This is a genomic window from Spirillospora sp. CA-294931 (assembly GCF_050946795.1).
GTDB lineage: Bacteria > Actinomycetota > Actinomycetes > Streptosporangiales > Streptosporangiaceae > Spirillospora.
The window spans coordinates 6,451,548-6,477,169 of the sequence record NZ_CP192006.1; the positions used below are offsets into that span (position 1 = coordinate 6,451,548).

General features: G+C 69.6%; 24 protein-coding genes. 6 read left to right on the forward strand and 18 right to left on the reverse strand.

What is annotated here, in order from left to right:
• Positions 1 to 90: 90 nt before the first annotated feature.
• Positions 91 to 849 carry an IS5 family transposase gene (locus tag ACQPY4_RS29020; RefSeq protein WP_433339064.1) on the reverse strand — a complete coding sequence of 253 codons (759 nt, stop codon included), beginning with the start codon at positions 847 to 849 and terminating at the stop codon, positions 91 to 93.
• A 482-nt stretch (positions 850 to 1,331) separates the two neighbouring features.
• Between ACQPY4_RS29020 and ACQPY4_RS29025 the strand changes: the two genes are divergently transcribed.
• From ACQPY4_RS29025 to ACQPY4_RS29035, 3 genes are all read left to right on the forward strand, one after another.
• Entirely contained in the window at positions 1,332 to 1,757 is a 426-nt protein-coding gene (locus ACQPY4_RS29025; RefSeq protein ID WP_433326120.1) for an OsmC family protein, read from the forward strand.
• 306 nt (positions 1,758 to 2,063) lie between these two features.
• A complete protein-coding gene (locus tag ACQPY4_RS29030) occupies positions 2,064 to 2,999 on the forward strand; it encodes a M23 family metallopeptidase (RefSeq protein WP_433326122.1) in 936 nt (311 codons plus the stop codon).
• 116 nt (positions 3,000 to 3,115) lie between these two features.
• Positions 3,116 to 4,006, forward strand: a complete 891-nt coding sequence (locus ACQPY4_RS29035) for a hypothetical protein (RefSeq protein WP_433326124.1) — start codon at positions 3,116 to 3,118, stop codon at positions 4,004 to 4,006.
• A gap of 8 nt (positions 4,007 to 4,014) precedes the next feature.
• On the opposite strand, the gene ACQPY4_RS29040 is transcribed toward ACQPY4_RS29035, so the two are convergent.
• The 4 genes from ACQPY4_RS29040 to recO form a co-directional block, all read right to left on the reverse strand.
• Complete coding sequence (locus tag ACQPY4_RS29040) at positions 4,015 to 4,953, reverse strand: TauD/TfdA dioxygenase family protein (protein ID WP_433326126.1); 939 nt, start codon at positions 4,951 to 4,953, stop codon at positions 4,015 to 4,017.
• Positions 4,954 to 5,065: 112 nt separating this feature from the next.
• Entirely contained in the window at positions 5,066 to 5,161 is a 96-nt protein-coding gene (locus tag ACQPY4_RS29045) for a putative leader peptide (RefSeq protein WP_433326128.1), read from the reverse strand.
• A 74-nt stretch (positions 5,162 to 5,235) separates the two neighbouring features.
• On the reverse strand, positions 5,236 to 6,033 hold the full coding sequence (locus ACQPY4_RS29050; RefSeq protein ID WP_433326130.1) for an isoprenyl transferase: 798 nt from the start codon (positions 6,031 to 6,033) through the stop codon (positions 5,236 to 5,238).
• The gene (gene recO / locus ACQPY4_RS29055) at positions 6,030 to 6,815 is read right to left on the reverse strand and encodes a DNA repair protein RecO (protein ID WP_433326132.1); all 786 of its coding nucleotides are present in this window, start codon (positions 6,813 to 6,815) and stop codon (positions 6,030 to 6,032) included. The genes ACQPY4_RS29050 and recO overlap by 4 nt, the downstream gene beginning before the upstream one ends.
• Positions 6,816 to 6,956: 141 nt before the next feature.
• Here recO and ACQPY4_RS29060 point away from each other — a divergent pair, with 141 nt between their 5' ends.
• Together ACQPY4_RS29060 and ACQPY4_RS29065 are read left to right on the forward strand one after the other, a co-directional pair.
• Positions 6,957 to 7,985 (forward strand): M4 family metallopeptidase, encoded by a 1,029-nt coding sequence (locus ACQPY4_RS29060; RefSeq protein ID WP_433326134.1) that lies wholly within the window; start codon positions 6,957 to 6,959, stop codon positions 7,983 to 7,985.
• 2 nt (positions 7,986 to 7,987) lie between these two features.
• Positions 7,988 to 8,236 (forward strand): protealysin inhibitor emfourin, encoded by a 249-nt coding sequence (locus tag ACQPY4_RS29065; RefSeq protein WP_433326136.1) that lies wholly within the window; start codon positions 7,988 to 7,990, stop codon positions 8,234 to 8,236.
• Between the two features lie 75 nt (positions 8,237 to 8,311).
• Here ACQPY4_RS29065 and ACQPY4_RS29070 read toward each other — a convergent pair whose 3' ends face one another.
• The 11 genes from ACQPY4_RS29070 to ACQPY4_RS29120 all read right to left on the reverse strand — a co-directional run bounded on the left by ACQPY4_RS29070 (position 8,312) and on the right by ACQPY4_RS29120 (position 20,543).
• On the reverse strand, positions 8,312 to 9,070 hold the full coding sequence (locus ACQPY4_RS29070) for a hypothetical protein (protein ID WP_433326138.1): 759 nt from the start codon (positions 9,068 to 9,070) through the stop codon (positions 8,312 to 8,314).
• Positions 9,067 to 9,477 (reverse strand): hypothetical protein, encoded by a 411-nt coding sequence (locus ACQPY4_RS29075; protein WP_433326140.1) that lies wholly within the window; start codon positions 9,475 to 9,477, stop codon positions 9,067 to 9,069. The genes ACQPY4_RS29070 and ACQPY4_RS29075 overlap by 4 nt, the downstream gene beginning before the upstream one ends.
• A 55-nt stretch (positions 9,478 to 9,532) precedes the next feature.
• The gene (locus ACQPY4_RS29080) at positions 9,533 to 11,749 is read right to left on the reverse strand and encodes a glycoside hydrolase domain-containing protein (protein WP_433326142.1); all 2,217 of its coding nucleotides are present in this window, start codon (positions 11,747 to 11,749) and stop codon (positions 9,533 to 9,535) included.
• A 622-nt stretch (positions 11,750 to 12,371) separates the two neighbouring features.
• Positions 12,372 to 14,087, reverse strand: a complete 1,716-nt coding sequence (gene leuA / locus ACQPY4_RS29085; RefSeq protein WP_433326144.1) for a 2-isopropylmalate synthase — start codon at positions 14,085 to 14,087, stop codon at positions 12,372 to 12,374.
• A 250-nt stretch (positions 14,088 to 14,337) separates the two neighbouring features.
• Positions 14,338 to 15,033, reverse strand: a complete 696-nt coding sequence (urtE, locus tag ACQPY4_RS29090) for an urea ABC transporter ATP-binding subunit UrtE (RefSeq protein ID WP_433326146.1) — start codon at positions 15,031 to 15,033, stop codon at positions 14,338 to 14,340.
• Positions 15,033 to 15,782: an urea ABC transporter ATP-binding protein UrtD gene (urtD, locus tag ACQPY4_RS29095; protein ID WP_433326148.1), complete on the reverse strand. Its 750-nt coding sequence runs from the start codon at positions 15,780 to 15,782 to the stop codon at positions 15,033 to 15,035. Before urtD ends, urtE begins: the two co-directional genes overlap by 1 nt.
• The gene (urtC, locus tag ACQPY4_RS29100; RefSeq protein WP_433326150.1) at positions 15,779 to 16,864 is read right to left on the reverse strand and encodes an urea ABC transporter permease subunit UrtC; all 1,086 of its coding nucleotides are present in this window, start codon (positions 16,862 to 16,864) and stop codon (positions 15,779 to 15,781) included. Before urtC ends, urtD begins: the two co-directional genes overlap by 4 nt.
• A complete protein-coding gene (gene urtB / locus ACQPY4_RS29105) occupies positions 16,861 to 17,739 on the reverse strand; it encodes an urea ABC transporter permease subunit UrtB (protein ID WP_433326152.1) in 879 nt (292 codons plus the stop codon). Before urtB ends, urtC begins: the two co-directional genes overlap by 4 nt.
• 17 nt (positions 17,740 to 17,756) lie before the next feature.
• Positions 17,757 to 18,959 (reverse strand): urea ABC transporter substrate-binding protein, encoded by a 1,203-nt coding sequence (gene urtA, locus ACQPY4_RS29110; protein WP_433326154.1) that lies wholly within the window; start codon positions 18,957 to 18,959, stop codon positions 17,757 to 17,759.
• Between the two features lie 109 nt (positions 18,960 to 19,068).
• Positions 19,069 to 19,833, reverse strand: coding sequence for a dimethylargininase (gene ddaH, locus ACQPY4_RS29115; RefSeq protein ID WP_433326156.1), 765 nt, complete (start codon positions 19,831 to 19,833; stop codon positions 19,069 to 19,071).
• A gap of 122 nt (positions 19,834 to 19,955) precedes the next feature.
• Positions 19,956 to 20,543, reverse strand: a complete 588-nt coding sequence (locus ACQPY4_RS29120; protein ID WP_433326158.1) for a zinc-ribbon domain-containing protein — start codon at positions 20,541 to 20,543, stop codon at positions 19,956 to 19,958.
• Between the two features lie 99 nt (positions 20,544 to 20,642).
• On the opposite strand from ACQPY4_RS29120, the gene ACQPY4_RS29125 reads away from it, so the two are divergent.
• A complete protein-coding gene (locus ACQPY4_RS29125; RefSeq protein ID WP_433326160.1) occupies positions 20,643 to 21,245 on the forward strand; it encodes a hypothetical protein in 603 nt (200 codons plus the stop codon).
• A gap of 3 nt (positions 21,246 to 21,248) precedes the next feature.
• Here ACQPY4_RS29125 and era read toward each other — a convergent pair whose 3' ends face one another.
• Entirely contained in the window at positions 21,249 to 22,178 is a 930-nt protein-coding gene (gene era / locus ACQPY4_RS29130; RefSeq protein ID WP_433326162.1) for a GTPase Era, read from the reverse strand.
• A gap of 60 nt (positions 22,179 to 22,238) precedes the next feature.
• Positions 22,239 to 25,580 (reverse strand): BTAD domain-containing putative transcriptional regulator, encoded by a 3,342-nt coding sequence (locus ACQPY4_RS29135; protein ID WP_433326164.1) that lies wholly within the window; start codon positions 25,578 to 25,580, stop codon positions 22,239 to 22,241.
• Positions 25,581 to 25,622 lie beyond the last annotated feature (42 nt).

Consider the following 25,622-nt stretch of genomic DNA (forward strand, 5'->3'; position numbering starts at 1 on the left):
CAAACTGATCGCGACACATAGACTATTCGCTAAATGGGTAGCGGATGCCAAGGTGCTCCTGTCCAAGGAGTAAAGCGCTAAGACCGTGTCTCATGTGGCCAGCTTGGCGAGCTTCTTGTAGCAGGTGATGGCGGCTGCGAGGGTGAGAAAGGCGGTGAACTGACGGCCGTGGCGTTCGTAGCGGAGGGTCAGGCGGTTGCCGAAGATCCACGCCAGGGTGCGTTCGATCTTCCAGCGGTGTCGACCCAGGCGCTCGCTGGAGTCGCGTGCGATCCGCGGGATGACGCCGCGCTTGCGCAGCCAGGTTCGCAGGTCGGGCGACTCGTAGGCTTTGTCCGTACGAGCCTTGTCGGGCCGGCGGCGGCGTGGCCCTCGCCGGGACCGGATGGCCGGGATGGCCATGAACAAGGGCTTGAACGCCTCGATGTCGTTGGTGTTGGCCGCCGATACGCCAACCACCAGCGGCAGCCCAGCCGCGTCCGACAACACGTGGAATTTGCTGCCCTTCTTGCCTCGATCGACCGGATTGGGGCCGGTCAGCGTGCCCCCCCTTTTGGCGCGCACCGCGGCGGCGTCCACGATCGCCGATGTCCAGTCGACCTGCCCGCGCGCCCCCAGCTCGTCCAGCACCGCCCGGTGCAGCCGTGGCCATAGCCCGGCCCGGGTCCAGGCGGAGAAGCGGCGGTGCGCCGTGGGCACCGACACCCCAAACTCGCCCGGCAGGTGCCGCCAGGCGCACCCGCTGGTCAGCACATACACGATCGCGGTGAACACCGCCCGGTCTTCGACCGGCATGGTCCCGCCGCCCTGGCGGCGCGGGCTAAACTGGGGAATGAGCCGAGCGGCCAGTTACCACGACTCGTTTAATACCAGCCTGCGCGCGAGATCGGAAGCCACGGTCACAGATCATCCCGCAGTCCACTTCAGCTCGGCGGTATCGGTACCGGACGACATAAGCCGACAGCGCACGGCACACGAATCACCGCTGATGTGGACAGAACGAGCTGAACTGATAGTCGCAAACACCGCCTGACCTGTGAGTTTGTGACTTTCCCTCCTGGGTCATTGAGGCGCGGGACCCGGGTTTTCGGCCGGGGACGTGTGCCCGGTGGCTGGAGGGGCGGCTTCCTCGGCCTGTGAACGACCCTGTCAAGTGGGTGAAGGACGACGACTGAGTTTCGGGGTCTGGGGGCGGAGCCCCTAAGCAAAACTGTCCTCGCGAAGCGAGGGCCGCGCTCTTAGCCGGGGTGGGGGCTGAGGGGAAGGCGGGCTTGGGTTTGGGGTGGGGGCTTTGGCAGCGGGGGGTGGGGGGATGAGGAAGAATCGGGCCCATGGCTACGACACGTACCGCGAACGCACACTGGGAAGGGCCGCTCATGGGCGGTCAGGGCACCGTCTCCCTGGACTCCTCGAAGGTCGGAACCTTCGAGGTGACCTGGCCGTCGCGGGCCGAGGAGCCGGACGGACGGACGAGCCCGGAGGAGCTCATCGCCGCCGCGCACTCCACCTGCTACTCGATGGCGCTCTCGCACGGGCTGGCCGGGGCGGGGACGCCGCCGGAGAAGGTCGACACCAAGGCGGAGGTGACCTTCCAGCCGGGTGAGGGGATCACCGGTATTCACCTGACGGTCCGGGCGAGCGTTCCCGGGCTTTCCGCCGCCGACTTCGAGAAGGCCGCGCAGGACGCCAAGGCCGGCTGCCCCGTCAGCAAGGCCCTGGCCGCGACCAAGATCACTCTGGACGCGGCGCTGGTCTGAGCCGACCGATCACCTGGACCCCGGCCGAGGGAGGCCGGGGTCTTTCGCGTTCGGCGGCGGTCCGTCGCTTCGAAACTAAAATTTCAGCTCTCTCCCCCGTCGGTGCGCGTGGTGTGTTCGAAGGCGCCGGGTCCGCGGGAGCGCTCGCAGGGCGTCTACCAGGACGAATGCGACCAGCAGCCGAAACTTTAAAGTTTCCGTTCTGAACCGAAATTCCAGAGTTTTCGCCGACTCCTCCCGAGTGGCCTTGATCCTTTTCGCGGGACGCAGGACTCTACGCCCGTCCCCCCGAGAAGGAGCAACACGATGAAGCACCGTGTGAGCATCCCCCTGGCCGCGCTGGGAGTGGCGGCCCTGATGATCATGGGCGCGCCCGCCGGATCCGGCGCGGCCCGTCCCGACCTGACCGCGTCGGTCGACTCGGCCCTGCGCGACAGGCTCGGCGCCCAGGCCACCACCGCCTACGGGCTGAGCAGCACGCCGCGCACGCTGGTCGAGCCCAAGCGCCACTCCCCCGACGGACGCTGGGCCTTCGGCGGCGGAGCGTTCCTGATGCCGTCCAACACCCACGGCAGCCCGGTCACCGCGCTGTTCGTCGCGCACCTCAGCGGCGGCCAGTGGAAGGTCGCGCTGGAGGGCACCCCCGCGTTCGCCGACCTCTCCCGCCGGGCACCCGACTCGGTCGTCAAGAGCACCGAGCGGGCGCCGTTCGCGCGCACCGCGGCCCCCGCCGCCGCTGCCACGGGCCTCGCGCTGCCGTGGAAGCAGGGCACGGGCTGGGGCCACTGGGGCGTCCACGGCAACGGCGGCAACACCCGTCCCTACAACTCGATCGACTTCTACGGCGGCGACGGCCGCGTGCTCACCTCGCGCGCGGGCACCATGTACCGCTTCTGCACCAGCGGCGGCCGCTGGCCGTTCATCAAGGTCGTCCACGACAACGGCTACACCACGGGCTACTACCACCTGCGCGACACCACCAACAAGAGCGACGGCAGCTCGGTGGCGCTCGGCGAGTACGTCGGCATGATCGACGTCCAGCTTCCGTGCGGTGGCCGGGCCAACGGCGACCACGTCCACTGGACGCTGTGGCAGGGCAGCACGGCGATCGCCGTGAACAGCAAGAGCATCGGCGGCTGGACCTGGTGGGAGAGCTCGACCGCCTACCAGGGGTACGCCGAGCGCAGCGGCACCCGCATCTACCGCAACCAGTGCTGCAGATTGGTCAACTACGGCGGCTGAGCACCGTCACGACGGCCACGGTCCCCGTTCCGGCGGGGACCGTCCGGACGAGGGGCTCGACTGAGCGTGGTGGTGGCGATACGTTCGGGCGATCCCGCATCGTCAGGAGGCCGGAGATGGCGGACTCCTTCGAGGCGACGCTGCGCACGGCCATCCGGGCCCGCGGGCTGAGCCTGGAACGACTGCACGCCCGGCTGGCGGCTCGCGGCATCCGCGTCAGCCTGGCCAGCCTGAGCAACTGGCAGAGCGGACGCTGCCGTCCCGAACGCAGCGACTCGCTGCGCGCGCTGCACGCCCTTGAGGAGATCCTCGAGGTGCCGGACGGCATGCTGCTCACCCTGCTCGGTCCGCCCCGCCCGCGCGGACGCTGGACACGACGCGCCCCGGGGGAGCTGACCTTCCGCGAGATCTGCGTGGTGCACGGCAGCGTCGACCGGCTGCTGGGCGAGATCCGCAATCCGCGCGACGGTCAGCTCCGCTGGCTCGGCTGCCACGAGCGCGTCGTGATCGGCCCCCAGCGGGAGGAACGTTCCGTCCACACCCGGCTGGTGCTCCAGGCGCTGGCCGACGGCGTCGACCGCCATGTCGCGGTCTACCACGGCGAACACGGCCTGCTCCCCGACATCCGCAAGACCACGTACTGCCGTCCCGGCCGTCAGCGGACGGACCTGGACGAGGGCGTCGTCGCGGTCGAGCTGCTCTTCGAACGCCCCCTGCGCGAGCACGAGACCTGCGTCCTGGAGTACGAGTTCGGCTACAGCGACGCCGTCCTCGCGCCCTACAACGCGTTCTGGTACCGCTGGTTCCGCTACCCCGCCCACGAGTACCTGCTCCAGGTCCAGTTCGCCCCGGGTGCGCTGCCGACCCGGTGCCACCAGGTCTGGCAGCCCAACCTGACCGCCTCCCCCACCGAGCTGGACACCCGCCTGGACGCCTGGCACACCGCGCACCTGGCGCAGGTCGACGTCCGTCCCGGCATCCTCGGCCTTCGATGGGACTGGGACTGACAGGGGCGTCATGCGTGCGCGTGTCCGGTGTAGTCGGCGGAGTCGCCCTTGAGCGCGACGCTGGTTCGTCCGTCGACCGAGACCGGCACGTCCCCGGTGACGGTGACGCGCTGGAGTCGGCGTGGACGGTCGAAGTCGGCCACGACCTGGTGCTGGGTGGCGCGGTTGTCCCAGATAGCGACGTCCCCCGGGGTCCACCTCCACCGGACCACGTGCTCGGGCCTGGTGATGTGGTCCTGGAACAGCTTGATCAGGTCGGCCGACGCCTCGCGCGTCTGCCCGGCCAGGCGCCGGGCGAACCCGCCGAGGAGCAGCGAGCGCTCGCCCGTCTCGGGGTGGACGCGCACCACGGGGTGCTCGGTCTCGAACTGGACGGAGGAGAAGATCTCGGCATGCGCGCGCTGCCGGTCGGTGGCCTGCGGCGGCAGGACGTAGTCGAACTGGTTGTTGTGCACGGCCCACAGACGGTCGGCCAGCTCGCGCAGCTCGGGCGAGAGCGTCTCGTAGGCCGCGACGGTGTTGGCCCACTGGGTGTCGCCGCCCCGGTCCGGGAGCGTCACCGCGCGCAGCACCGAGGCCAGCGGCGGACGGTCCAGGAAGGTGACGTCGGTGTGCCAGTGGTTGGCGCCCTGCGCGCCCCGGGCCTCGTAGTCGAGGTCGAGGACGTGGTCCTGGCCGTCCAGCGACGGGACGGTCGGGTGCGCGGCGGTGAGGTCGCCGAGCCGCCGGGCGAAGGCGACCTGGCCGTCGGCGTCCAGGTGGTCCTGGCCGCGAAAGAAGATCACCTTGTGGCGGAGCAGCGCCGCCCTGATCCCGGCGACGAGCGCGTCGTCGAGCGCGCCGGACAGCGCGACGCCGCCGACGACGGCGCCGATCCGGCCGCCGACCGGGGTGATCTCCAGGTTGGCGGTGTCGGGGTGGACGGGGTCGAGGATCTGCTGAGGCATGCGTTCGGTTCCTTGCCTGTGAGGGGACGCCGACGGCCCCGTCCCCGGGCATGGCGGGACGCGCGGGCGCACGAGAGGTGAGGGGCGACGGAAGGTGGCGAGCGGGAACGGCTCAGCGGCGACAGAGCGCGGCGGCCATGCGGCAGAGGTCCACGTGGCGGCGGACGGTCAGGAGATCGGTCGGCCTCATGGCCACGAATCTAGACATCCGGCACCATAAAAGTCAACTAATCAGGTAGGGAATACCAAAAAGGTCTCCCGTGCCCGACACGGGGACCGTGGTCAGTTCGCGGGGGCGGGCTCGACCGGGTTGGGGATGGCGCCGCCGTAGCGGCGGTCGCGGCTCGCGTAGAGCTCGCAGGCGTGCCAGAAGTGCCGCCGGTCGAAGTCGGGCCAGAGCGTGTCGAGGAAGACCATCTCGGCGTAGGCCGACTGCCAGAGCAGGAAGTTGGAGGTGCGCTGCTCGCCGGACGACCGCAGGAACAGGTCGACGTCCGGGATGCCCGGCTCGTCGAGATAGCGGGCGAACACCTTCTCGGTGATCTTGTCGGGGTTCAGCCGCCCGTCGCGGACGTCCCGGGCGATCGCCGCGGCCGCGTCGGCGATCTCGGCGCGGCCCCCGTAGTTCACGCAGAACTGGAGGGTCAGCACGTCGTTGCCGCGCGTCATCTCCTCGGCGGCCTCCAGCTCGTTCACCACGCTGCGCCACAGGCGCGGACGCCGGCCCGCCCACCTGACCCGCACGCCCATCGAGTGCAGCTGGTCGCGGCGGCGGCGGATCACCTCGCGGTTGAAACCCATCAGGAAGCGCACCTCGTCCGGCGACCGCTTCCAGTTCTCGGTGGAGAAGGCGTAGGCCGACAGGTACGGGACGCCCAGCTCGATCGCGCCCATGACCACGTCGAAGAGGGAGTCCTCCCCCATCTTGTGCCCCTCGGTGCGCGGCAGCCCGCGCTCCTTGGCCCACCGGCCGTTGCCGTCCATGACGATGGCCACGTGCTCGGGGACCAGGTCTTTGGGGATCGGCGGCGGCTTGGCTCCGTCCCGGTGGGGTTCGGGGGGCTGAACGGCCCTTCTCAAACTCTCTCCCTGCGATTCGTGTCGGGGTCCTGGCGTCGGGACGGATGGTCGCCCTCGCGCTCGACATGCCGCAGCGACCGGAGGCCGTGCTCCAGGTGCCACTGCAGGTAGGCGGCCACAAGGCCGCTGCACTCTACCCGGTGCCGCTGCTCGCTGCCGTCGGCGTACTCCCACTCGCCGCGCAGCAGGGCCAGCATCAGCTGGAACGTCGGCGGCGCCGGGGTCGCGGAACCGGGCTGGCGGCACCGCGCGCACACCGCGCCGCCCGAGGCGATCGCGAACCCGCGCAGCCCGCCCCGGTCGCCGCAGCGGGAACACTCGTCCAGCGCGGGCGCCCATCCGGCCACCGACAGCGAGCGCAGCAGGAACGCGTCGAGCACCAGCCGGGGGTCGTGGTCGCGCTCGGCGAGCGTCCGCAGCCCGCCCACCAGGAGCAGGAACTGGCGCAACGCGGGCTCGCGCTCCTCGGCGGTGAGCTTCTCGGCCGTCTCCAGCATCGCGGTGCCCGCCGTGTACCGCGGGTAGTCGGTGACGATCTGCTCCCCGTATGGACGCAGCGTCTCGGCCTGGGTGATCAGATCGAGCGAGCGCCGCTCGTACAGCTGGAGATCGACATGGGTGAACGGTTCGAGCCGGGCGCCGAACCGGGACCGGGTCTTGCGGACGCCCTTGGCCGCCGCGCGGATACGGCCGCCGCGGCGCGTGAGCACCGTGACGATCCGGTCGGCCTCGCCCAGCTTCTGGGTGCGCAGCACGACGCCTTCGTCTCGGTAGAGGCTCACCCGCCCATTGTCGCGTATTAACGCTCCCGTCCGTTCCGCGTCGGCACGGCAGGCTTCCGTTACGGTGAGTGACCGCTATCGGCCTCCCGAGTTGTGGCCGAACCTGTGGCCTGAATCACAGGAGCCTGCAAACGTAGATACATGAGATGCACCATCGTGCCCCCGCACATGCTCGAGCAGGTCGCGCAGGACACCGATGATCCGGCCCTGCGCGCCATCGCTCGCCGCACGCTCGTCCTGAGCGCCGCGCAGCGCGTCGAGCGCCGGTCGCTCCCCGTCCAGCCGCCCGCGCCGACCGAAGACTTCGTCCCCAACCGGACGATCAACGACGCCGAGAACCTCGAACAGCTGCCGGGACGCGCCGTCCGCGCCGAGGGCGCCCCCGCCTCCGGCGACCGGATCGTCGATCAGGCCTACGAGTGGCTCGGGGTCACCTTCGACTTCTTCGAGGCCGCCTACCGCCGCAACTCCATCGACGGCGCCGGGCTGCCGATGATCTCCACCGTCCACTACGGGCGCGACTACGACAACGCGTTCTGGAACGGCGAGCAGATGGTCTACGGCGACGGCGACGGGACGCTGTTCAACGCCTTCACCGGTCCCCTCGACGTCACCGGGCACGAACTGGTCCACGGCATCACGCAGTACACCGCGAACCTGGAGTACTTCAGCCAGTCCGGCGCGCTCAACGAGTCGGTCTCCGACGTGTTCGGCTCGCTGATCAAGCAGTGGCATCTGGGCCAGACCGCCGACCAGGCCGACTGGCTGATCGGCCAGGGCCTGCTCGCCGACGGTGTCAACAGCAAGGCCCTGCGCTCCATGAAGGAGCCCGGCACCGCCTACGACGACCCCCGCCTGGGCAAAGACCCCCAGCCCGGCCACATGGACGACTACGTCGACACCCCTCGCGACAACGGGGGCGTGCACATCAACTCCGGCATCCCCAACCGCGCCTTCTACCTCGCGGCCACCGAAATGGGCGGCCACGCCTGGGAGAAGGCGGGACGAATCTGGTATGACACGTTGACCGGCGGCCAACTCTCCAGCACCGTGGACTTCTCGGGATTCGCGGCCGCGACGGTCGCGAGCGCCACCGGCGCCTACGGCGCCGACGGTGCCGAGACCGAAGCGGTTCGCCGGGCTTGGAGGGGGGTAGGCGTATCACAGTGAAGGTGACAGTCGTCCGCTCAGGAGGCTTCGCGGGGCTCGAGCAGCGCGGTCAGTCCGACAGCTCGACCGATCCCGTGCTGGCCAGGCTGGTCGACCGGGTGGATCTGAAGCGAGTGCCGCCACCCGGACGCATCCCCGACCAGTTCCTCTACGACATCGACATCGACGGCAAGGCGGCCACCATCGGCGAGGCCCAGCTCCGCGGCCCGCTCCGCGAACTGGTCCACCACGTCCTCGGCCGCCCCGACTGAGCCAACAAGCACAAAGCGCCGGGCCCCGGTCGTGAGGTTCTCACGATCGGGGCCCGAACGTCGATCAACCACCCTCTACCCGCGTACCCGCTGGACCCGGGCCAACTTCTCAGCCCTGCGTCGTCGCGCGGTAGCGAAGACATCGACGGCGGTACCGGCACCCTTGCCAGGGGCCTCGTTAATCTCCTGGATCTTCTCTGCGACTTGCACCAGGCGTGAACTGCCAGGCTTGGTATCGACGTAGAACAGCGATTCATCGGAACTGCGATCGTCGCCGCCCCAGCGGACCACACCATCGAGTTCGGCGAGGATGTCCCGAATGACGACCTGCTGCTGCGGGAAGAAGCCGCCGCGCACCCCCGCCGGGTAGTGGCCGGGCCGAATCTGGACCGCCGTTCCGGACGCCTGGTTGGACTCCGCAAACTTCCGCCGCACCGTACGAGGCGGACGCCAGCCGACAACCTCTCCTTGCAAGAGGATATCGACTTCGTAGTGGAATCTACGAATCACATGAACGAGGACAGTTTCAACGTCCCCCATCCGAATTTGAACCTCGACCGGTGTTCCTGGAACGGGCCGCGTATAGATGTTGCCGCGATCGTCCACGACCTTCTCCATCTCCCAGCCGTTCTTAGAACGAATACCGGAGAGAACGCGCTCCCTGCGCTCCCTCGCATGCTCCTGCGCTCTTCTCAACGCCTTACGAATCTTGTCCAGATCAGGCCTGCCAGCCGCATATCCAGGAGAGAGAAAGAGTTGAGATCCAACCACCGCGCCCGCGGTGACATAAGTGGCACGCAACAGAACCGAGCGTCGCGACAAAGAAGCCTTCACTCTTTTTCCTCCTTGCGGCACACGAGCAGGTAACCAGTGAGAACTAGAGCGAACACGCCGAACATGGCCACTGACAGGTTTACGTAGGGCGGGACCGCAATTTGGACAACGTGACCATCATCGGAGCGGCAACCAAAATGCAAGGGAACGAACGACGGGGCATAGCCGGCCAGATTCCCTGCTCCGACCGCGGCTTGGCACTCCTGAGCTCGGGCCGCGTCGTCGAGAAAAAGCAGATGCAGGAGCCCCCATGTGTACATACCGATCGCTGCGGTCCATGCTAGGACTGCCGCCGCCTTGACGGCGTCCCTCCCCTGCCTTGCGGTGCAGACTCGCACCAAAACGCGTACTCCATAGAGCAACAACCCGACAGTGGTCGGAGCCCCGGCGAGAAGCAGCAGCAGCACAGCACCCGGGGTGTGGCCTGCAAAGGGTTCGTCACCTGACACTTTATTTTGCCCGTTACCCATTCCTGGAGATCGAGTTGTACTTCTCCATCACATAGTAGAGCCCCAGACGCTTCTTTGCTTCCTTGTAGGCGACGTCACCAGGCCCCTGGTAGCGGCGAAGCACTTCAAAGATCTCACGGTCCGTATAGTCCAGGCTCGGCCGTCGCAGTGCCGGAGAGTCATCGTCACCTCCCGGCTTTCCATCGATGTCCCACATATGGATCATGGCCACGCTAGTGAGAGCGAACTCTTCGTCCTGGTTCGCATCCCTCCAGATTCCATACTTGTCATCGTCCTGGGCCACATCGAGGGTCGGACGGCCCGAGACATATCCCTGACGGAGGCAATGGTTCCAAGCTCCGATGAGCGTTACGGCTCGCTGCTTGGCGATGCCGGTCGAAGTATCCCGGATGTACTTTCCTGTAGTGGTGTAGGCCGCGATCACAGCCGCCCAGGCGGCTTCATCCTCTGGGGCGATGTGCCGCATTTCCCAGTATGCCGTCGTCTGAATCAGCGCTTTGCGCATATTGTATTTGTTTGACAGGCCAGTGATCAACGCGTCGTGCTCGACCACGGTCGTCTCGAAACACTTCCAGTGCTGATAGCTTCTGGTGCCGCCATCCAAGGGATATCCAAGGGAGACCATGAATTTGCCGACGTCAGTCTGCATCGACGAGAGGACATCACCGTTGAGCCGGGTGTCGGGTTTACTTCCGCGCGGAGCATTGAATGAGCCCTCGCCGACATCACGACCGGATGCGATGTTGACATCGATTTCGATTCTGCCCTCCCCAGAGCCGACGGTGCGGGTGACTATCTGGTCGTACGCCCAATTCTCGGGGAGAGGGTAACCAAAGTTCCCGGAGAATCCGGAGGACATGTCGGAAACAAAGGATGCGGATGCGTGGCCGGCATTAGAGACTCGCGTGCAGACGTTACGTGGCCCGTAGACTCCGACGCCGAACCGGTTGCCGTCGTCGGCGATCGCGTCCTCGATACCCTTGAAATGTGGGAGGACGGAGTTGGTGACATCATCGTCCAACGCGTCGAAGTCGACAGCGAAGAAGATCCGTGCGCCGGCCTTGAAGCCGTGGTCGAGAGCGGCGTTGACCGCCGCCTGGGCCGCGGCACGTCCGAGGGGGTAGCTGAAGTCGTCGGCGCTGCCCCCATAGGTCTGATAGATCGGGAAGCATCGAAGGGCCTGGTCAGCGATCGTCTGCAACTCGCCTGGCTGGATGGCCTTCTCTGGAAGCCCTGTGGTGCTCGGGTTGGTGAGGTAACGGCCGACATAGGTGATGCCCTCCGCCTTCAGTGTCGAAGCTCGGGCCGGGGTGATCTTTGTGACCCCGTCACAAGCCCGGCCCTTGCGGGTCTGGTCACCATGGGAGACCAGAAGGGAGGCCCAGGTCGGATAGTCCCCCTTGCCCGTCACCTCAAGTTTCGCGAACGACTGGAAGGCGCTGGCCGCGTTGGCGAGGGATGAATCGAAGGTGGCGGAAAAGGCCACGGGCCGTTGGTTGAGTATCATTCCGGCCGAAAACAACTGCACCCAGGTCCCCCGAGATCCTGCAGAAAGGGTGTGTGTTTTCAGGCCTGATTGGGTGCCCGGACCGAACACCCCGTTCGCAACCCCATCTGCCATCCCCAGCTCGTACTGAACAGCGAAGAGCATGGACTTGGAAACGTCCCTGGAGTTGTGACCGTCGCAGGGAATGACGAAGAAGTCCTTGCGGTTCACGTACCGACTGTTGAGCCACTGCTGCACGGCCCGGATCCCGCCGGAACCAGAGTTCACAACGACGTAGGCGTCCATGTTCAGCATTCCCTTGAACACCTTCGGCGTCAGGTCGCTTCCCGGAAAGAGACCCTGGACCCCCATGTCTGTTTTTAGCTTGATCATCGCCTCCTGAACCCGCGGGCCGTAGGTTCCGTCGATGTCACCTCCGTCGTACCCCTTGCAATACAAAGCGGACTCAATGATGCGGCCGAAGTCTCGCGTGGGCATGGTGGAACTGTTCAGCGTGGGGTACTTCGAGGCCAGCGCTGACAGCGTTGTGGGGCCGAAGTTGTTGGACAAAGGCGTGATGCCCAACTCGTACTGCAGCGCTCGAGTGAGCGCATACATCGTGCTCCAGCCTGTCTGCCCGTCCTCCTCGACCAGCATTCCGATGCGGCCGCCGTAGACGGTGTTTACAAATCGCTGTGCCCGCCTGACCATTTCATCGGCCACGAAGATCTCTTCTCTCTCGGCTGCTTCGAAGGTGAATAACTACCGACACCTGGATTGATCGAGCGCAATATCCGCCCTCGACCGTCAATGCAGGTCGCACGGAACAAATATGAGCTGACAGTGATCCTGACTTACAGACAGATCATGCTCAAGGTGACGAATATCACACAAAGAAGGGGTTACTTGGCGCCCCTTCGAGCGCTACGGAGAGCATCTGCTCTCCACTCCGGCCACGGAGGCGTGGACGTCTCCGACTGCCCACGATCACTACAACGAAGCCCGCGCTACCTGGTGGATCAGTTGTGGAAAGCTCCGTCACGTCGCAGACAGTGAGCGGTACAAAGCGTAAGCGGGACATCACACTTGCTCACCGTCGGAAAGAAGGGCGATAGGGCCTTGCGGGAAAATGACCTGGTGCACCCGCTGCCAGGGTGACCGGAATGGGCCAGCTACTCGACCTCAGCGTGATGAGCATGGGTCCGGGATAACGGCGTTATCGCTTGGCCGGCTTTCAGAGGCGGGTTGTAAGGCGCCGGGCCCCGGTCGTGAGGTCCTCACGATCGGGGCCCGAACGTCGATCACACGTATGGATCACATCGTTGTGATCGGGTCTGTGGGTGGGTCAGGAGGCTTGGGTTTCGCGGTCTACGCGGTTGACGGCGGAGAGCATGGCCTTGAGGGAGGCGGTGACGATGTTGCCGTCGATGCCGACGCCCCAAGCCGTGGTGCCGTTGACGTCGCACTCGACGTAGGCGGCCGCGCGGGCGTCGCCGCCGGCGCTCAGGGCGTGCTCGGTGTAGTCGAGGACGCGCAGGTCGATACCGACCTGGCCCAGGGCGTTCTCGAAGGCCGAGACGGGGCCGTTGCCGACGCCCTGGATCTCGCGGATCTCGCCGTTTACCCGGACGTCGCAGTCGAGCACGTCCTTCTCGTCGGCCTTGGAGGTGGCGCGGTGGGCGAGCAGGCCGACCTTCGGGCCGTTGGTCAGGAACTCGGACTGGAAGATCTCCCACATGCGTGCGGCCGTGACCTCGCCGCCCTCGTCGTCGGTGTGGCGCTGGACGATCCGGGAGAACTCGATCTGGAGGCGGCGGGGCAGCTCCAGCGCGTGCTCGGTCTTCATGATGTAGGCCACGCCGCCCTTGCCGGACTGGCTGTTGACCCGGATGACGGCCTCGTACGAGCGGCCCACGTCCTTGGGGTCGATCGGCAGGTACGGGACCTCCCAGGTGTGCTCGTCCACGGGGACGCCCGCCGCCGCGGCGTCGCGGCGCAGGTGGTCGAAGCCCTTGTTGATGGCGTCCTGGTGGGAGCCGGAGAAGGCCGTGTAGACCAGGTCGCCGCCGTAGGGGTGGCGCTCGTGGACGGGCAGCTGGTTGCAGTACTCGACGGTGCGGCGGATCTCGTCGATGTCGGCGAAGTCGATCTGCGGGTCGACGCCCTGGGTGAACAAGTTCAGGCCCAGGGTGACCAGGCAGACGTTGCCGGTGCGCTCGCCGTTGCCGAACAGGCAGCCCTCGATGCGGTCGGCCCCGGCCATGTAACCGAGCTCGGCGGCGGCGACGGCGGTGCCGCGGTCGTTGTGGGGGTGCAGTGACAGGACGACCGAGTCGCGGTAGGCCAGGTTGCGGCTCATCCACTCGATCTGGTCGGCGTAGACGTTGGGCGTGGCCATCTCGACGGTGGCCGGCAGGTTCACGATGACCTTGCGGTCGGGGGTCGGGCGCCATACCTCGTTGACGGCGTTGCACACCTCGACCGCGTACTCCAGCTCGGTGCCGGTGAACGACTCCGGCGAGTACTGGAAGTAGATCTCGGTGTCGCCCATGTCCTCGGCGAGCTTCTTGCACAGCTTGGCGCCCTCGACGGCGATCGCGGTGATGCCCTCGGTGTCCTGCCCGAACACCACGCGCCGCTGGAGCGTGCTGGTGGAGTTGTACAGGTGGACGATGGCCTGCCGCGCGCCGCGCACGGACTCGAAGGTGCGCTCGATCAGTTCGGGACGCGCCTGCGTCAGCACCTGGATCACCACGTCGTCCGGGACGCGGCCCTCGTCGATGATCTGCCGGACGAAGTCGAAGTCGGTCTGGCTCGCGGCCGGGAACCCGACCTCGATCTCCTTGTAGCCCATCCGCACCAGGAGCTCGAACATGCGCAGCTTGCGGTCGGCGTCCATGGGGTCGATCAGTGCCTGGTTGCCGTCGCGGAGGTCGACGGCGCACCATCGGGGCGCCTCGTCGATCACCCGGCCGGGCCAGGTGCGGTCGGCGAGCCTGATCGGCTGGAACGGGCGGTAACGCTCGAACGGCATGCCGGACGGCTTCTGCTGCGGATACATGCGCTGGATTCCCTCTGTTAAGAACCTGCGGCCGACGTCCATGCCGAACTCCCGCAGCGAGGGAGCCGACCGTTTAAGGGCCCCCGCTGCGGCCGCTAAGGAGGAGCAGCTCACGCAACATCGAGAGCCAAGCTAACAGACGCCATCCGAGTTACGGAAACCCCGTCCCGCATACTGAGACGCACGTGTCTCCCCCGCCAGGACCGTCAACGTCGCGGAACCGGTCGGCCATTCCCCACGGAGTCGCAGGTCACACGGCCAGCAGTGCCTTGACGTCCGCGTCGGCGAGCTCCCCGGCGGGGCCCGAGCGCCGGACGGCGCCGCCCTCGATGATGGCGAAACCGTCGGCCAGGCGCAGCGCCAGTTCGAGGTACTGCTCGACCAGCAGGACGGCCAGCCCGCGCTCCCGGTGCAGGGCGGCGATCGCGGCCTCGATCTCGGCGACGATCGAGGGCTGGACGCCTTCGGTGGGCTCGTCCAGGATCAGCAGCCTCGGCCGGGTGACCAGCGTCCGGGCGATCGCGAGCTGCTGCTGCTGGCCGCCGGACAGGAAGCCCGCGCGGCGGCCCAGCAGGTCCTTGAGGCGGGGGAAGACGTCCAGGGCCTCGTCGACGGCGGCCCGGTCGCGGTGGCGGGACGCCTCCAGCGTCACCAGCAGGTTCTCGGCCACCGTGAGCTGCGGGAACGTCTCGTGCCCCTGCGGGACGTAGCCCATCCCCCGCCGCACCCGCTCGTGCGTCGGGAGCCGGGTGACGTCCTCGCCGTCGAAGACCACCGTCCCGGCCGCCGGCGCCAGCACGCCCATGATCGTGTTGAGCAGGGTGGTCTTCCCCACACCGTTGCGCCCCATCACGCACATCAGCGAGCCCGCCCCGACCGCCAGGTCGACGCCGAACAGCACCCGCGCGCGCCCGTAGGCCGCCTCCAGACCCGTGACCTCCAGCATCAGGCGGCCTCCTTCTTCGTCCGGCCCAGGTAGACCTCCTGGACCCTCGGGTCGGCCTGGACGGACGCCACGTCGCCCTCCACCAGCACCCTGCCCTCGTGCAGCACCGTGACCCGCGAGGCGTACCGGCGCAGGAACTCCATGTCGTGCTCCACGACGATGACCGTGTGGTCGGCGGCGATCTGGGTGAGCAGCTCGCCGGTGCGCTCGCGCTCGTCCCGGCTCATCCCGGCGACGGGCTCGTCCAGCAGCAGCAGGCGGGGCTTCTGGGCCAGCAGCATCCCGATCTCCAGCCACTGGCGCTGCCCGTGTGAAAGCACCCCGGCCGGACGTCCGGCGAGGTCGCCCAGGCCGATCGTGTCCAGCGCGGCGGCGACCGTGTCCGACACGCCGCGCCGCTGCCGCAGAAGCGCGCGCAGCGGGCGCCGGAACTCGGCGGCCAGGTCGAGGTTCTCCACGACCGTCAGCTCCTCGAACACCACCGAGGTCTGGAACGTCCGGCCGATGCCGAGCCGGACGATCCGGTGCTCGCGCAGCCCCGTCAGGTCGGTCCCGCCGAAGGCGGCCGTGCCGGACGCGGGACGCGTCAGCCCGGTGATCACATCGATCAGCGTGGTCTTCCCGGCGCCGTTGGGGCCGATGAGGAAGCGCAGCTCCCCCGGTTCGACGGCCAGGTCGACGCCGTCCAGGGCCGTGAAGCCGTCGAAGACGACGGTGAGACCCTTGATCTCCAGCAAGGCTCCGCTCATGCGGCCACCTCCTCGCGCGCCGCGGCGGGAGCCGGCGGCGCCTCGGGCCGCCGCCGGGCGGCCAGGTCGCGGACCTGCTCGTACAGGCCGGCCGCGCCCCTCGGCGCGAGGGTCATGACCAGGATGAACAGCGCACCCTGGAGGTAGAGCCACCCGCCCGCCCACTGCTCGCTGAACGAGGTCTTGGCGTAGTTCATGACCACGGCGCCGAGGATCGCGCCCGCCAGCGCGTACCGTCCGCCCACGGCGACCGCCACGACCAGTTCCAGGGACGGGACGACGCCCAGCAGCGACGGCGAGATGATCCCCACCACCGGGACGAACAGCGCGCCCGCGAGCCCGGCCATGCCCGCCGAGATCGCGAACGTGACCGTCTTGACCAGGGCCGGGTCGTAGCCGAGGAACCGCACCCGGTCCTCGCCGTCCCGCACGGCCACCAGCAGCCGCCCGAACCGGCTCTTCACCAGTTGCCGCGCCCCCAGGTACAGGACGCCGAGGACGAGCGCGGTGACGAAGTAGAGCGTCCGCTGCGTCCCCTCGGACTCCAGGTCGGCGCCGAAGGGGTCCTTGAAGTTGGTCAGGCCGTTGGAGCCGCCGGTCATCCCCTGCTGCCCGACCAGCAGGATCACGAACGCGGCCGCGAGCGCCTGGGTGAGGATCGCGAAGTAGGCGCCGCGGACGCGCTGCCGGAACACCAGCGCGCCCAGCGCGACCGCCACCGCCACGGGCACCACCACGACCGCGGCCAGCGCGAACACCGGATTCTCGAAGGGACGCCACAGCAGCGGCAGCGCGTCGATCTCGCTCCAGCCCATGAACTCGGGCAGCGCCCCGGGACCGGTGCCCGCCAGCGTCAGGAACATCGCCATCGCGTAGCCGCCGAGGCCGAAGAACACGCCCTGGCCCAGGGTCAGCATCCCGCCCTTGCCCCAGGCCAGGCCGATCCCGAGCGCGGCGATGGCGAAGCAGAGGTACTTGGCCAGCTCGTCCAGCCGGAACGCCGGAAGCGTCAGCGGGGCCACGACCAGCACCAGCAGGGAGACCAGGGCGAACAGCGCGTATCCGCGTCCGCGCGCGCTCATGTCAGCGCCCTGGAGCGCAGCACGAACAGGCCCTGCGGACGCACCTGGAGGAACGCGATGATCGCGGCGAACACGACCACCTTGGCCAGGCTGGCGTCGGTCCAGAACTCGGCATACGAGTTGATCATCCCGAGCGCCACCGCCGCGATCACTGCCCCGCTCAGCCGGCCGAGGCCGCCCGCGACCACGACCAGGAACGCGTCGACGATGTAGTACGTCCCCAGCGACGGCCCGACCGGCCCGATCAGCGTCAGCGCGACCCCCGCGACCCCGGCCAGACCGGACCCGATGAAGAACGTCAGCTGGTCGACCCGGCCGGTGGCCACGCCGCCCACCGCCGCCAGCTCGCGGTTCTGCATGACCGCCCGCATCCGGCGTCCCTGCGCGGAGCGGCTCATGTAGGCCCACACGCCCGCGACGCACGCGAGGGCGAGCCCCATGATGAACAGCCGCGTGTAGGGCAGGCTGCCGCTGAGGACGTCGATGCGCCCGTCCAGCCAGCCCGGCGCGGTGACCTGGACGTTCGGCGCGCCGAACAGATCGCGCGCCACCTGCTGGAGCACCAGGCTGACGCCCCAGGTCAGCAGCAGGGTGTCGAGCGGGCGCCCGTAGAAGTGCCGGATCGCCAGGCGCTCCAGCACCCAGCCCATCGCGCCCGCAACGGCGAACGCGACCGGGAGGGCCACCACGACGGCCTGGGTCCCGGCCCAGTCCTGCACCATGTAGGCCGTGTAGGCCCCGGCCATGATGAACTCGCCATGGGCCATGTTGATCACGCCCATCTGGCCGAACGTGAACGTCAGGCCCAGCGCGATCAGCAGCAGCACCGCGCCGATGCTGAGCCCGATCGGCAGCTGGTTGAACAACGCTTCCATCCGACTCCTTACGTCTCCTACGACAGACCGGCAGCCCACGGGTACGCCTTCAGATAGGGATCGGGCCTGATCGGCCCGCCGGAGTTCCACACCTCGCCGATCAGCCCGTCGCGCCGGACGATCCCGATCCGCGCGGTCTTGTACAGATGCTGGGTGGCGCCGTCGATCGTGACCCGTCCCTCGGGCAGCGCCAGCGAGATCCCGGCCGCCGCCCGGCGCACGGCCTCGACCTCGGTGGTCCCCGCCTTGGTCACGGCCGCCGCCCACAGGTGGACGGCGTTGTACCCGGCCTCCATCGGATCGGACGTCACCTTGGCCCGCCCGTACTTGGCGGTGAACGCCCGCACGAACCGCGCGTTCTCGGCCCCAGGGGTCGTCTGGTAGTAGTTCCAGGCCACCGGCTGGCCCGCGATGTTGTCGTCGCCGATGCCCTTGACCTCTTCTTCGGCGATGCTGACCGACATCACCGGGAGCTGCGCCGCGCTGATCCCCGCCGCCTTCATCTGCTTGAAGAAGGCCACGTTGCTGTCGCCGTTGAGGGTGTTGAACACCGCGTCCGGCTCCGCCGCCGAGATCTTGTTGATCAGCGTGCTGTACTCGGTGTGCCCGAGCGGCGTGTACTCCTCGCCGAGAATCCGGATCCCGTGGGCTCTGGCATACGCCTTGATGACCTTGTTGGCGGTCCGGGGGAAAACGTAGTCGCTCCCCACGAGGAACAGCTTCTTCTTGCCCCGCTGCCGCAGATAGTCGAGCGCGGGCACGATCTGCTGATTGGTCGTCGCGCCCGTGTAGAAGATGTACGGGGAACTCTCCATTCCCTCGTACTGCACCGGATACCAGAGCAGCGCCCGGTTGCGCTCGAACACCGGAAGCATCGCCTTGCGGCTCGCCGAGGTCCACCCGCCGAACACGGCGGCGACCCGGTCCTTCTTGATGAGCTTCTGCGCCTTCTGCGCGAACGTCGGCCAGTCGGACGCCCCGTCCTCGATCACGGGCCGCAGCCGCCGCCCCAGCACCCCGCCCCGCGCGTTGATCTCCTCGATCGCCAGCAGCTCGGAGTCCCTGACCGTCACCTCGCTGATCGCCATCGTCCCGCTCAGCGAGTGCAGGACCCCCACGCCGATCGAGTTCCCGCCGTCCGCCGATATCGACCCGCCTGGCTCACCCCCGCACGCGCCGAGCACCAACCCCACGGCCGCCAGCCCCGCACACCACCGCAACCCGACTCCTCACGGAACACGACCACCTGTTCCGCGACAAAGTCTCGAGAACACATTTCCGCCCGGCCGTCCCCGCGTTACATCCGACTTACAAACCCCTCACTCCGTTTCAGCGGAGGAGGACGGAGAGGCAGGTGACGCAGCCGTCCAGCGCCTCGAACTCGGTGATGTCGACGACGGTGACGCGCAGGCCGTCGGCCGTCAGGCGGTCGGCGGTTCGGGGCGCCGAGGAGGAGAGCAGGACGTGCTGGGGGCCGAGGACGACGACGTGGGCGCCCGCGGGGTCGGGGGCGACCTGGAGGCCGGGAAGCGCGGAGGTGTCGAGGAGGTCGGGCATGCCGATGAGGGTGCCGTCGGGGAGGGCGGTCATGGCCGACTTCAGATGCAGGCAGCCGCTGACGTCAACGGTGACCATGCGGCGGCCGCCCAGGAATCGGGCGAACTGGCAGATGCCCTCCTCGTTGGTGCGGGCGCTGCGGCCGACGTAGACGGTGTCGCCGACCTGGAGGACGTCGCCGCCGTCCAGGGTGCCGGGCGGTTTGATGCGGTCGGTGGGCAGGCCGAGGTCGGCGGCGGCGCGCTCGGCCAGGGCGGCCTCGCCCCGGCGGGACGCGGCGGCCGAGCGGGTGATCACGGCCAGATCGCCCACCACGACGAGGGCGTCCTCGACGAACACGGCGTCCGGGTAGGGGTCCCCGGCGGGGAGGGCCCGGATGCGCCAGCCCGCGGCGCGCAGGGCCGAAACGTAGGCCCCGTGCTGCCGGACGGCCAGCGCGGCGTCGATCGGACGGCGTTCGGCGTGGGTGACGATGGCCTCGGCCAGCCGGGGTCCCGGCGGGCGGACCAGCGCCGTTCCCGCGGTCATGTTTCCCATGCGCACGCTCCAGTCGGCGGCGTCCCGTGTCGCTCGTCTGCCACTCTGGCCGCGTCCCGAGCCGGGCCGCAACCCACCCGGGCGGGTCCGTTACCGGAATGCCGCCTGTCCGCAAACGCGGTTCAGCGGGACGCGCCCTCGGTCGTGGAGATCACTCCGAGCGCGTGGGCCTGCGACATCCCGAGCGACTGGGCCACCTGGTGCACGGCCTGGCGCTCGCCGTCGGTGAGCGGGCCGTCGGCCAGCCCCACCCGGACGACCTGCGCCAGGAACCACTCCTTGGCCTCCACGGCGAGCTGGCCGCCCGCCCTGGACACCTCTTCGTGAAGGTAGGCCGGGGCCAAGTTGAGATCGGTGTTGATCGCGTTCTCGTCGTAGCCGCGCTCGCCGTACCCGCGCACCAGTTCCAGCGCGTAGCGGCGGGCGGCGGCGTCGGACGGGTCGCCGGCCCGCAGCACCAGCGAGACCGAGGCCCGCATGCCCGCGGGCAGCGCGGCGGCGAGCTGCTGCGACGTCGGCGCCTGGAGCACCGAGGTGGTGAAGCGGGTCTTGCAGGTGCGGCACTCGACGACTTCGCCGACGCTGTTCAGGGGCATGACCGGGAGGAAGAACAGCGTGAAGAACCGTCGCCCCGACCGGTGACGGTAGGTCCGGTCACCGCCGCACTGCTGGCAGTGGAACGTCCCCTCGCTGATCGTACGGAAGAACACAGACAGGCCGAAAATAATGAACACCCTTCCAAACTACCGATCCCCGGCCGTCGCCGTGGCCGACCCGAGGAACGCGGGCGTGCCGTTTACGCTGGGCTCATGAGTGGTGACCTCGGAACCGAGGGGAGCGGGCCCGACCCCCGCGCCGTCCCGGCGGGGCTCAGGCCGGCGTTCCTGCCGCCCGACGAGCTTCCCGGGGAGCGGAACGGCGATGCCGAGGCACCCGCGCCTCCGCCCCCGCCTCCGCGTACCGGCCTGGGATGGAACATCGCTCTGATCGCCGCGTCGGCCGTCCTGCTGGTGTCGGCGTTCCTGCCGTGGGCGCGCGTCGACCTGCTGATCGAGGTCTTCGGCCGGACGCTCACGCGCGATCTGGGCAGCGCGGCGGGAATCGAGGCCTACGGGTTGATCGTCGTGGTGCCCGTGCTGGCCGTGGCCGCGATCGGCCTGGCCCTGGGCGACCTGGCCGGACGCGACGCCCGGATCAGCGCGCTCGCGGCCGTCCCGGGTGCGCTCTGCCTGCTGGTGTGCGGGCTGTTCGCGCTGCGGCTCCAGGACCTTGCGGGCGATCTGGCCGCCGAGGGATTCGGCGTCGACCACCGGGTGACGATCCGCTACGGCTGGTACCTGGCGGTCGCGGCGTCGCTGCTGGTGATCGGGTTCGCGCTGATCCGTCCCGTGGCGGCGCGCCGGGGCGAGTGAGACTCAGTCGTCGAAGCCCAGGCGGCGCAGCTGCTTGGGGTCGCGCTGCCAGTCCTTGGCCACCTTGATCCGCAGATCCAGGAAGATCTTGGTGCCGAGCAGCGCCTCGATCTGCCGCCGCGCGCCGGCGCCGACCTCCTTGAGCCTGGCCCCCTTGTGGCCGATGATGATCCCCTTCTGGCTGGAACGCTCGACGAACAGATGGGCGTACACGTCGACGAGGTCGTCGCGTCCCTCGCGCGGGCCCATCTCGTCGACGACCACGGCGATCGAGTGCGGCAGCTCGTCGCGGACGCCCTCCAGCGCGGCCTCGCGGATCAGCTCGGCGACCAGCACCTGCTCGGGCTCGTCGGTGAGATCGCCCTCGGGGTAGAGCGGCGGCCCCTCCGGCAGGTGCGCGATCAGCAGGTCGCCCACCAGGCCGACCTGGAAGCCGTCGCGCCCCGAGCACGGGACGATGTCGGCGAAGTCTCCCAGCTCACCGACCGCCATCAGCTGCTCGGCCACCTTCTCCGGCGGGACGAGGTCGGTCTTGGTCACGATCGCGACGATCGGGGTGCCCTTGACGCCGTCCAGCTCGCGGGCGATGAACTTGTCACCGGGGCCGACGGGCTGGTCGGCCGGAACGCAGAACCCGATCGCGTCCACCTCGGTGAGCGTGGAGCGCACCAGGCTGTCGAGGCGCTCGCCCAGCAGCGTGCGCGGCTTGTGCAGGCCCGGGGTGTCGACGACGATCAGCTGCGCGTCGGGCCGGTGCACGATGCCCCGGATCGCCCGCCGGGTGGTCTGCGGACGGCTGCTGGTGATCGCCACCTTGGTGCCCACCAGGGCGTTCATCAGGGTCGACTTGCCCACATTGGGTCGTCCCACGAAGCAGGCGAACCCCGATCGGAAGCCTTCGGGCGGCGGCGTCAACTCTCCCAGCACTGTCACAGCGTCAATTGTCGCCCACCCACCGGAGCGCATCGTCCATCGACGTGCGAAAAGGGCCCGTCAGGCGGCCGGTGAGCCGAGGGCGTCGAGGGAGGCGGTGGCGTGTCTGACCCAGAAGGGGCCGCCGGCGCGGGCGCCCACCTCGGCGGCCAGGCGGTAGTACTCGGCCGCGCGGTCGGGACGGTCGAGGAAGGCGGCCAAGTCTCCCAGGGTCTGGGCGACCGGCCCTATGACGACGGTGCCCGTGGTGCCTCCGGCGAACTGGTTCTTGTAGGGCTCCAGGCCCTCCAGGGCCTCCTCGGCGACGTCGCGCTGGCCCAGGGCGATGGCGCGCATGCCCCTGGCCGTCATGGCCAGGTCGTAGAAGTAGTCGGGCCGGATCGGGCGCGCGTCCGCGGTGATGCGTCTGGCCTCGTCCTCGCGTCCGGCGCCCAGCAGGGCCAGCGCGTAGAGGTCGGCGACCGCGCCGACGTGCGCCCACTGGTCGAACATCCAGCGGATGCTCTCGGCCAGCTCGCCGACGCGGCCCTGCGCCAGGCGCGAGCAGTAGACGCCGATGAACGCCATCCCGCGCTCGCTGCTCCACACGGCGCCCTCGTCCACGATCTCGTTCATCGCCTCGTAGGCGCGCTCGGCGTCCTCGAAGCGCCCGGCCAGCGCGTGGCACAGGCCGTCGAACCAGCCGCCGATCAGCGCCAGCAGCGGCATCCCGTACTGCTCGGCCAGCCGCCGTCCGGCCTCGACGTGGGCCTTGGCGAGGTCGAGTTCGAGCGCGGTGACATGGACCTGGTGGAGCTGGAGGTGCGCGAGGACGGCGTAGATGCCCAGGTCGTTGGCCGTGGCGAGCTCCAGCAGCTCGGTGCCCAGCGCGATCCGCTCGGTGCGGTCGGCGGCGGTGCGGTAGGCGCTGAGGAAGCGTCCGTTGAGCGCGACCGCGAGCAGTTCGGGACGTCCGACACGGCGGGCGATCTCGATGGCCTCCAGGGCCGCCTGCGGGCCGCGGACGCCCAGATCGCCCGATTCGCCCTCGACCTCAAGGGCCAGGCCCGCGAGCAGGCGCGCCCTCAGCTCGTCCTCGCCGTCGGGCAGCCCGGCCAGGGCCTCCTCGGTCGCGTCCACCACGGACCGGTCGAGGGTGCCGTACAGGCGGCTGGACCACAGGGTGGGCACCAGGAAGGCGTCGATCACCCGGGCGAGCAGCCGGACGTCGCCGAGCGCCTGCGCGTCGGCGATGGCGTGCTGCCTGCGCTCGCGGGCCTCGACGACCTCGCCCGCCAGCGCGCCCGACCGGATCGCGGCGATCTCGGCCTCCAGCCGCTCGCGGACCGTCCCCTCGCCCTGGGCGCGGAGCGTCTCGGCCGCGCGCACCCAGAGCTCGAAGGCCGCGCGGTGCGCGAAGCGGGCCTCGGCGGCCTCGGCCGCCAGGCGCGCGTAGTGGACGGCCTTGTCCGGCGCCGACCCGGCCTCCAGATAGTGGTGGGCGATCGCCGCGACCTCGTCCGGGCGGCGCCGTTCGAGCGCGGCGGCGACCCCGGCGTGCAGGCGGGTGCGGCGCGCCAGCGAGAGCCCCTCGTACAGGGTGTCGCGGACGAGCGCGTGCGCGAAGCGGATGCCTCCGGCGTCCGGTTCCTCGATCAGGCCCGCGGCCAGCCCCGCCTCGACGGCGTCGATCACGGTGTCCTCGTCCCGGCCGGAGATCTCGGTGAGGACGCCGAGGGGCGCGTCGCGTCCCACCACGGCCGCGTACCGGAGGATCAGCTGGGCGTTCTCCGGGAGCGCGGCGACGCGCCGGCGCAGCACGTCGCCCACACCCGCGGGCACGGCGCGGGCGGCGACGTGCGGGCCCTCGGACTCCAGCAGCCGGGCGGTCTCGCGGGTGAAGAACGGATTGCCGCCGGTGCGCTCGGCGATCGCGGCCAGCTCGGCCTCGCCCAGCTCGGCCGTGCAGGTGGCGCGGACCAGCGCGGCGACCTCGGACGGTCCGAGCCCGCCCAGGTCGAGGCGGTGCGGCTCGTGGCGGGCCAGGATCGCCAGGGTCCCGGCCAGCGGCTCCAGCACCTCGGTCTGCCGGAAGGTCCCGACCAGCAGGACAGGACGTCCGCGCAGCCGCTGGGGCAGCCGGGCCAGCAGCGCGAGCGTCTCCTCGTCGGCCCAGTGCAGGTCGTCCAGGACCAGGAGCAGCGGCGACCGTCCGGCGGTTCCGGCGAGGTACTCGGCCACGGCCAGGTGCAGCCGGAACCCGCCCGTGCTGGCGTCGGCGAGGCCGCCCTCCGCGCCGCCGGCCGCGTCGTCGAGCAGCGGGGCCAGGCGTTCGCGCAGGTCGCCGGTCGGCGGCTCGGTGCGGGCCAGGCCGCGCAGCAGCTCGGCCCACGGCCAGGCCGCGGGCGCGCCGCCGGTCTCGGGCGCGCGGCCCCAGCCGCACGTCCAGCCGTCCGACGCCAGAGTGCGGGAGAGCCGCTCGACGAGCGAGGTCTTGCCCATCCCGGCGTCCCCGCCCACCAGGACGAGCGTGCAGGCGCCGTCCTCGGCCGCGCGGGCGGCGGCGGACAGGCGGGCCAGCTCGGCGTCGCGGCCCACGAAGAGGGGTTCGGCCCGTCCGGACGGCTCGGGCACCAGCCTCAGCACCGGACGCTCGGGCTCCAGCCCGGGAGCCTGGGCGAGGATGTCGCTCTCCAGCCCGCGCAGGGCGGGGCCGGGGTCGACGCCGAGCTCCTCGGCCAGGGTCGAGCGGACCTCGCGCAGCGCGCCGAGCGCGTCGCCCTGGCGTCCGGCCCGGTACAGGGCCAGGGCGAGCAGGCGCCACGCCTCCTCGCGCAGCGGGTTCGCCGCCGCGTGGGCCTCCAGCTCGGGGACGGCCTCGGCCTGCGCGCCGAGCCTGAGCATGGCCTCGGCGCGGCGCTCGACGGCGATGCGGCGCCGCTCGTCCAGACGGGCGGCCTCGGCGGCGGCCCAGGGAAGGTCGGCGAACTCGGCGAAGGCCGGGCCCCGCCACTCCCCCAGCGCCTCCTCGGCCCGCCGCCGCGCCTCGGCGGGGTCGCCCGCGTCCAGCAGCTCGGCGGCCTGGTCGACGCGCAGATCGAACCGCCAGGCGTCAACGCCCTCGACCGGGAGACGCAACGCGTACCCGGGAGGCTCGGTCACCAGAACCTGTGCGGGTGTGCGGGGCAGACGGCCGGGTTCAAGGGCACGTCTCAGATGCGAGACGAACGACTGGAGCCCGGCGGACGCGCGCGGCGGAGCCTCCCCCGGCCACAGATCCTCGATCAGCCGGTCGGCCGGGACCATCCGTCCCTGCGCCACGACAAGGCGAGCGAGCACCGAACGCTGGCGAGGCCCCCCGAAATCGGCCGGGGTCCCGCCCACGGACGCTTCGAACGCCCCGAGGACTCGCACGGTCGCCATATTGCGGCCAGCCTAAGCCCGCCCCCCGACCCACCCCCAACC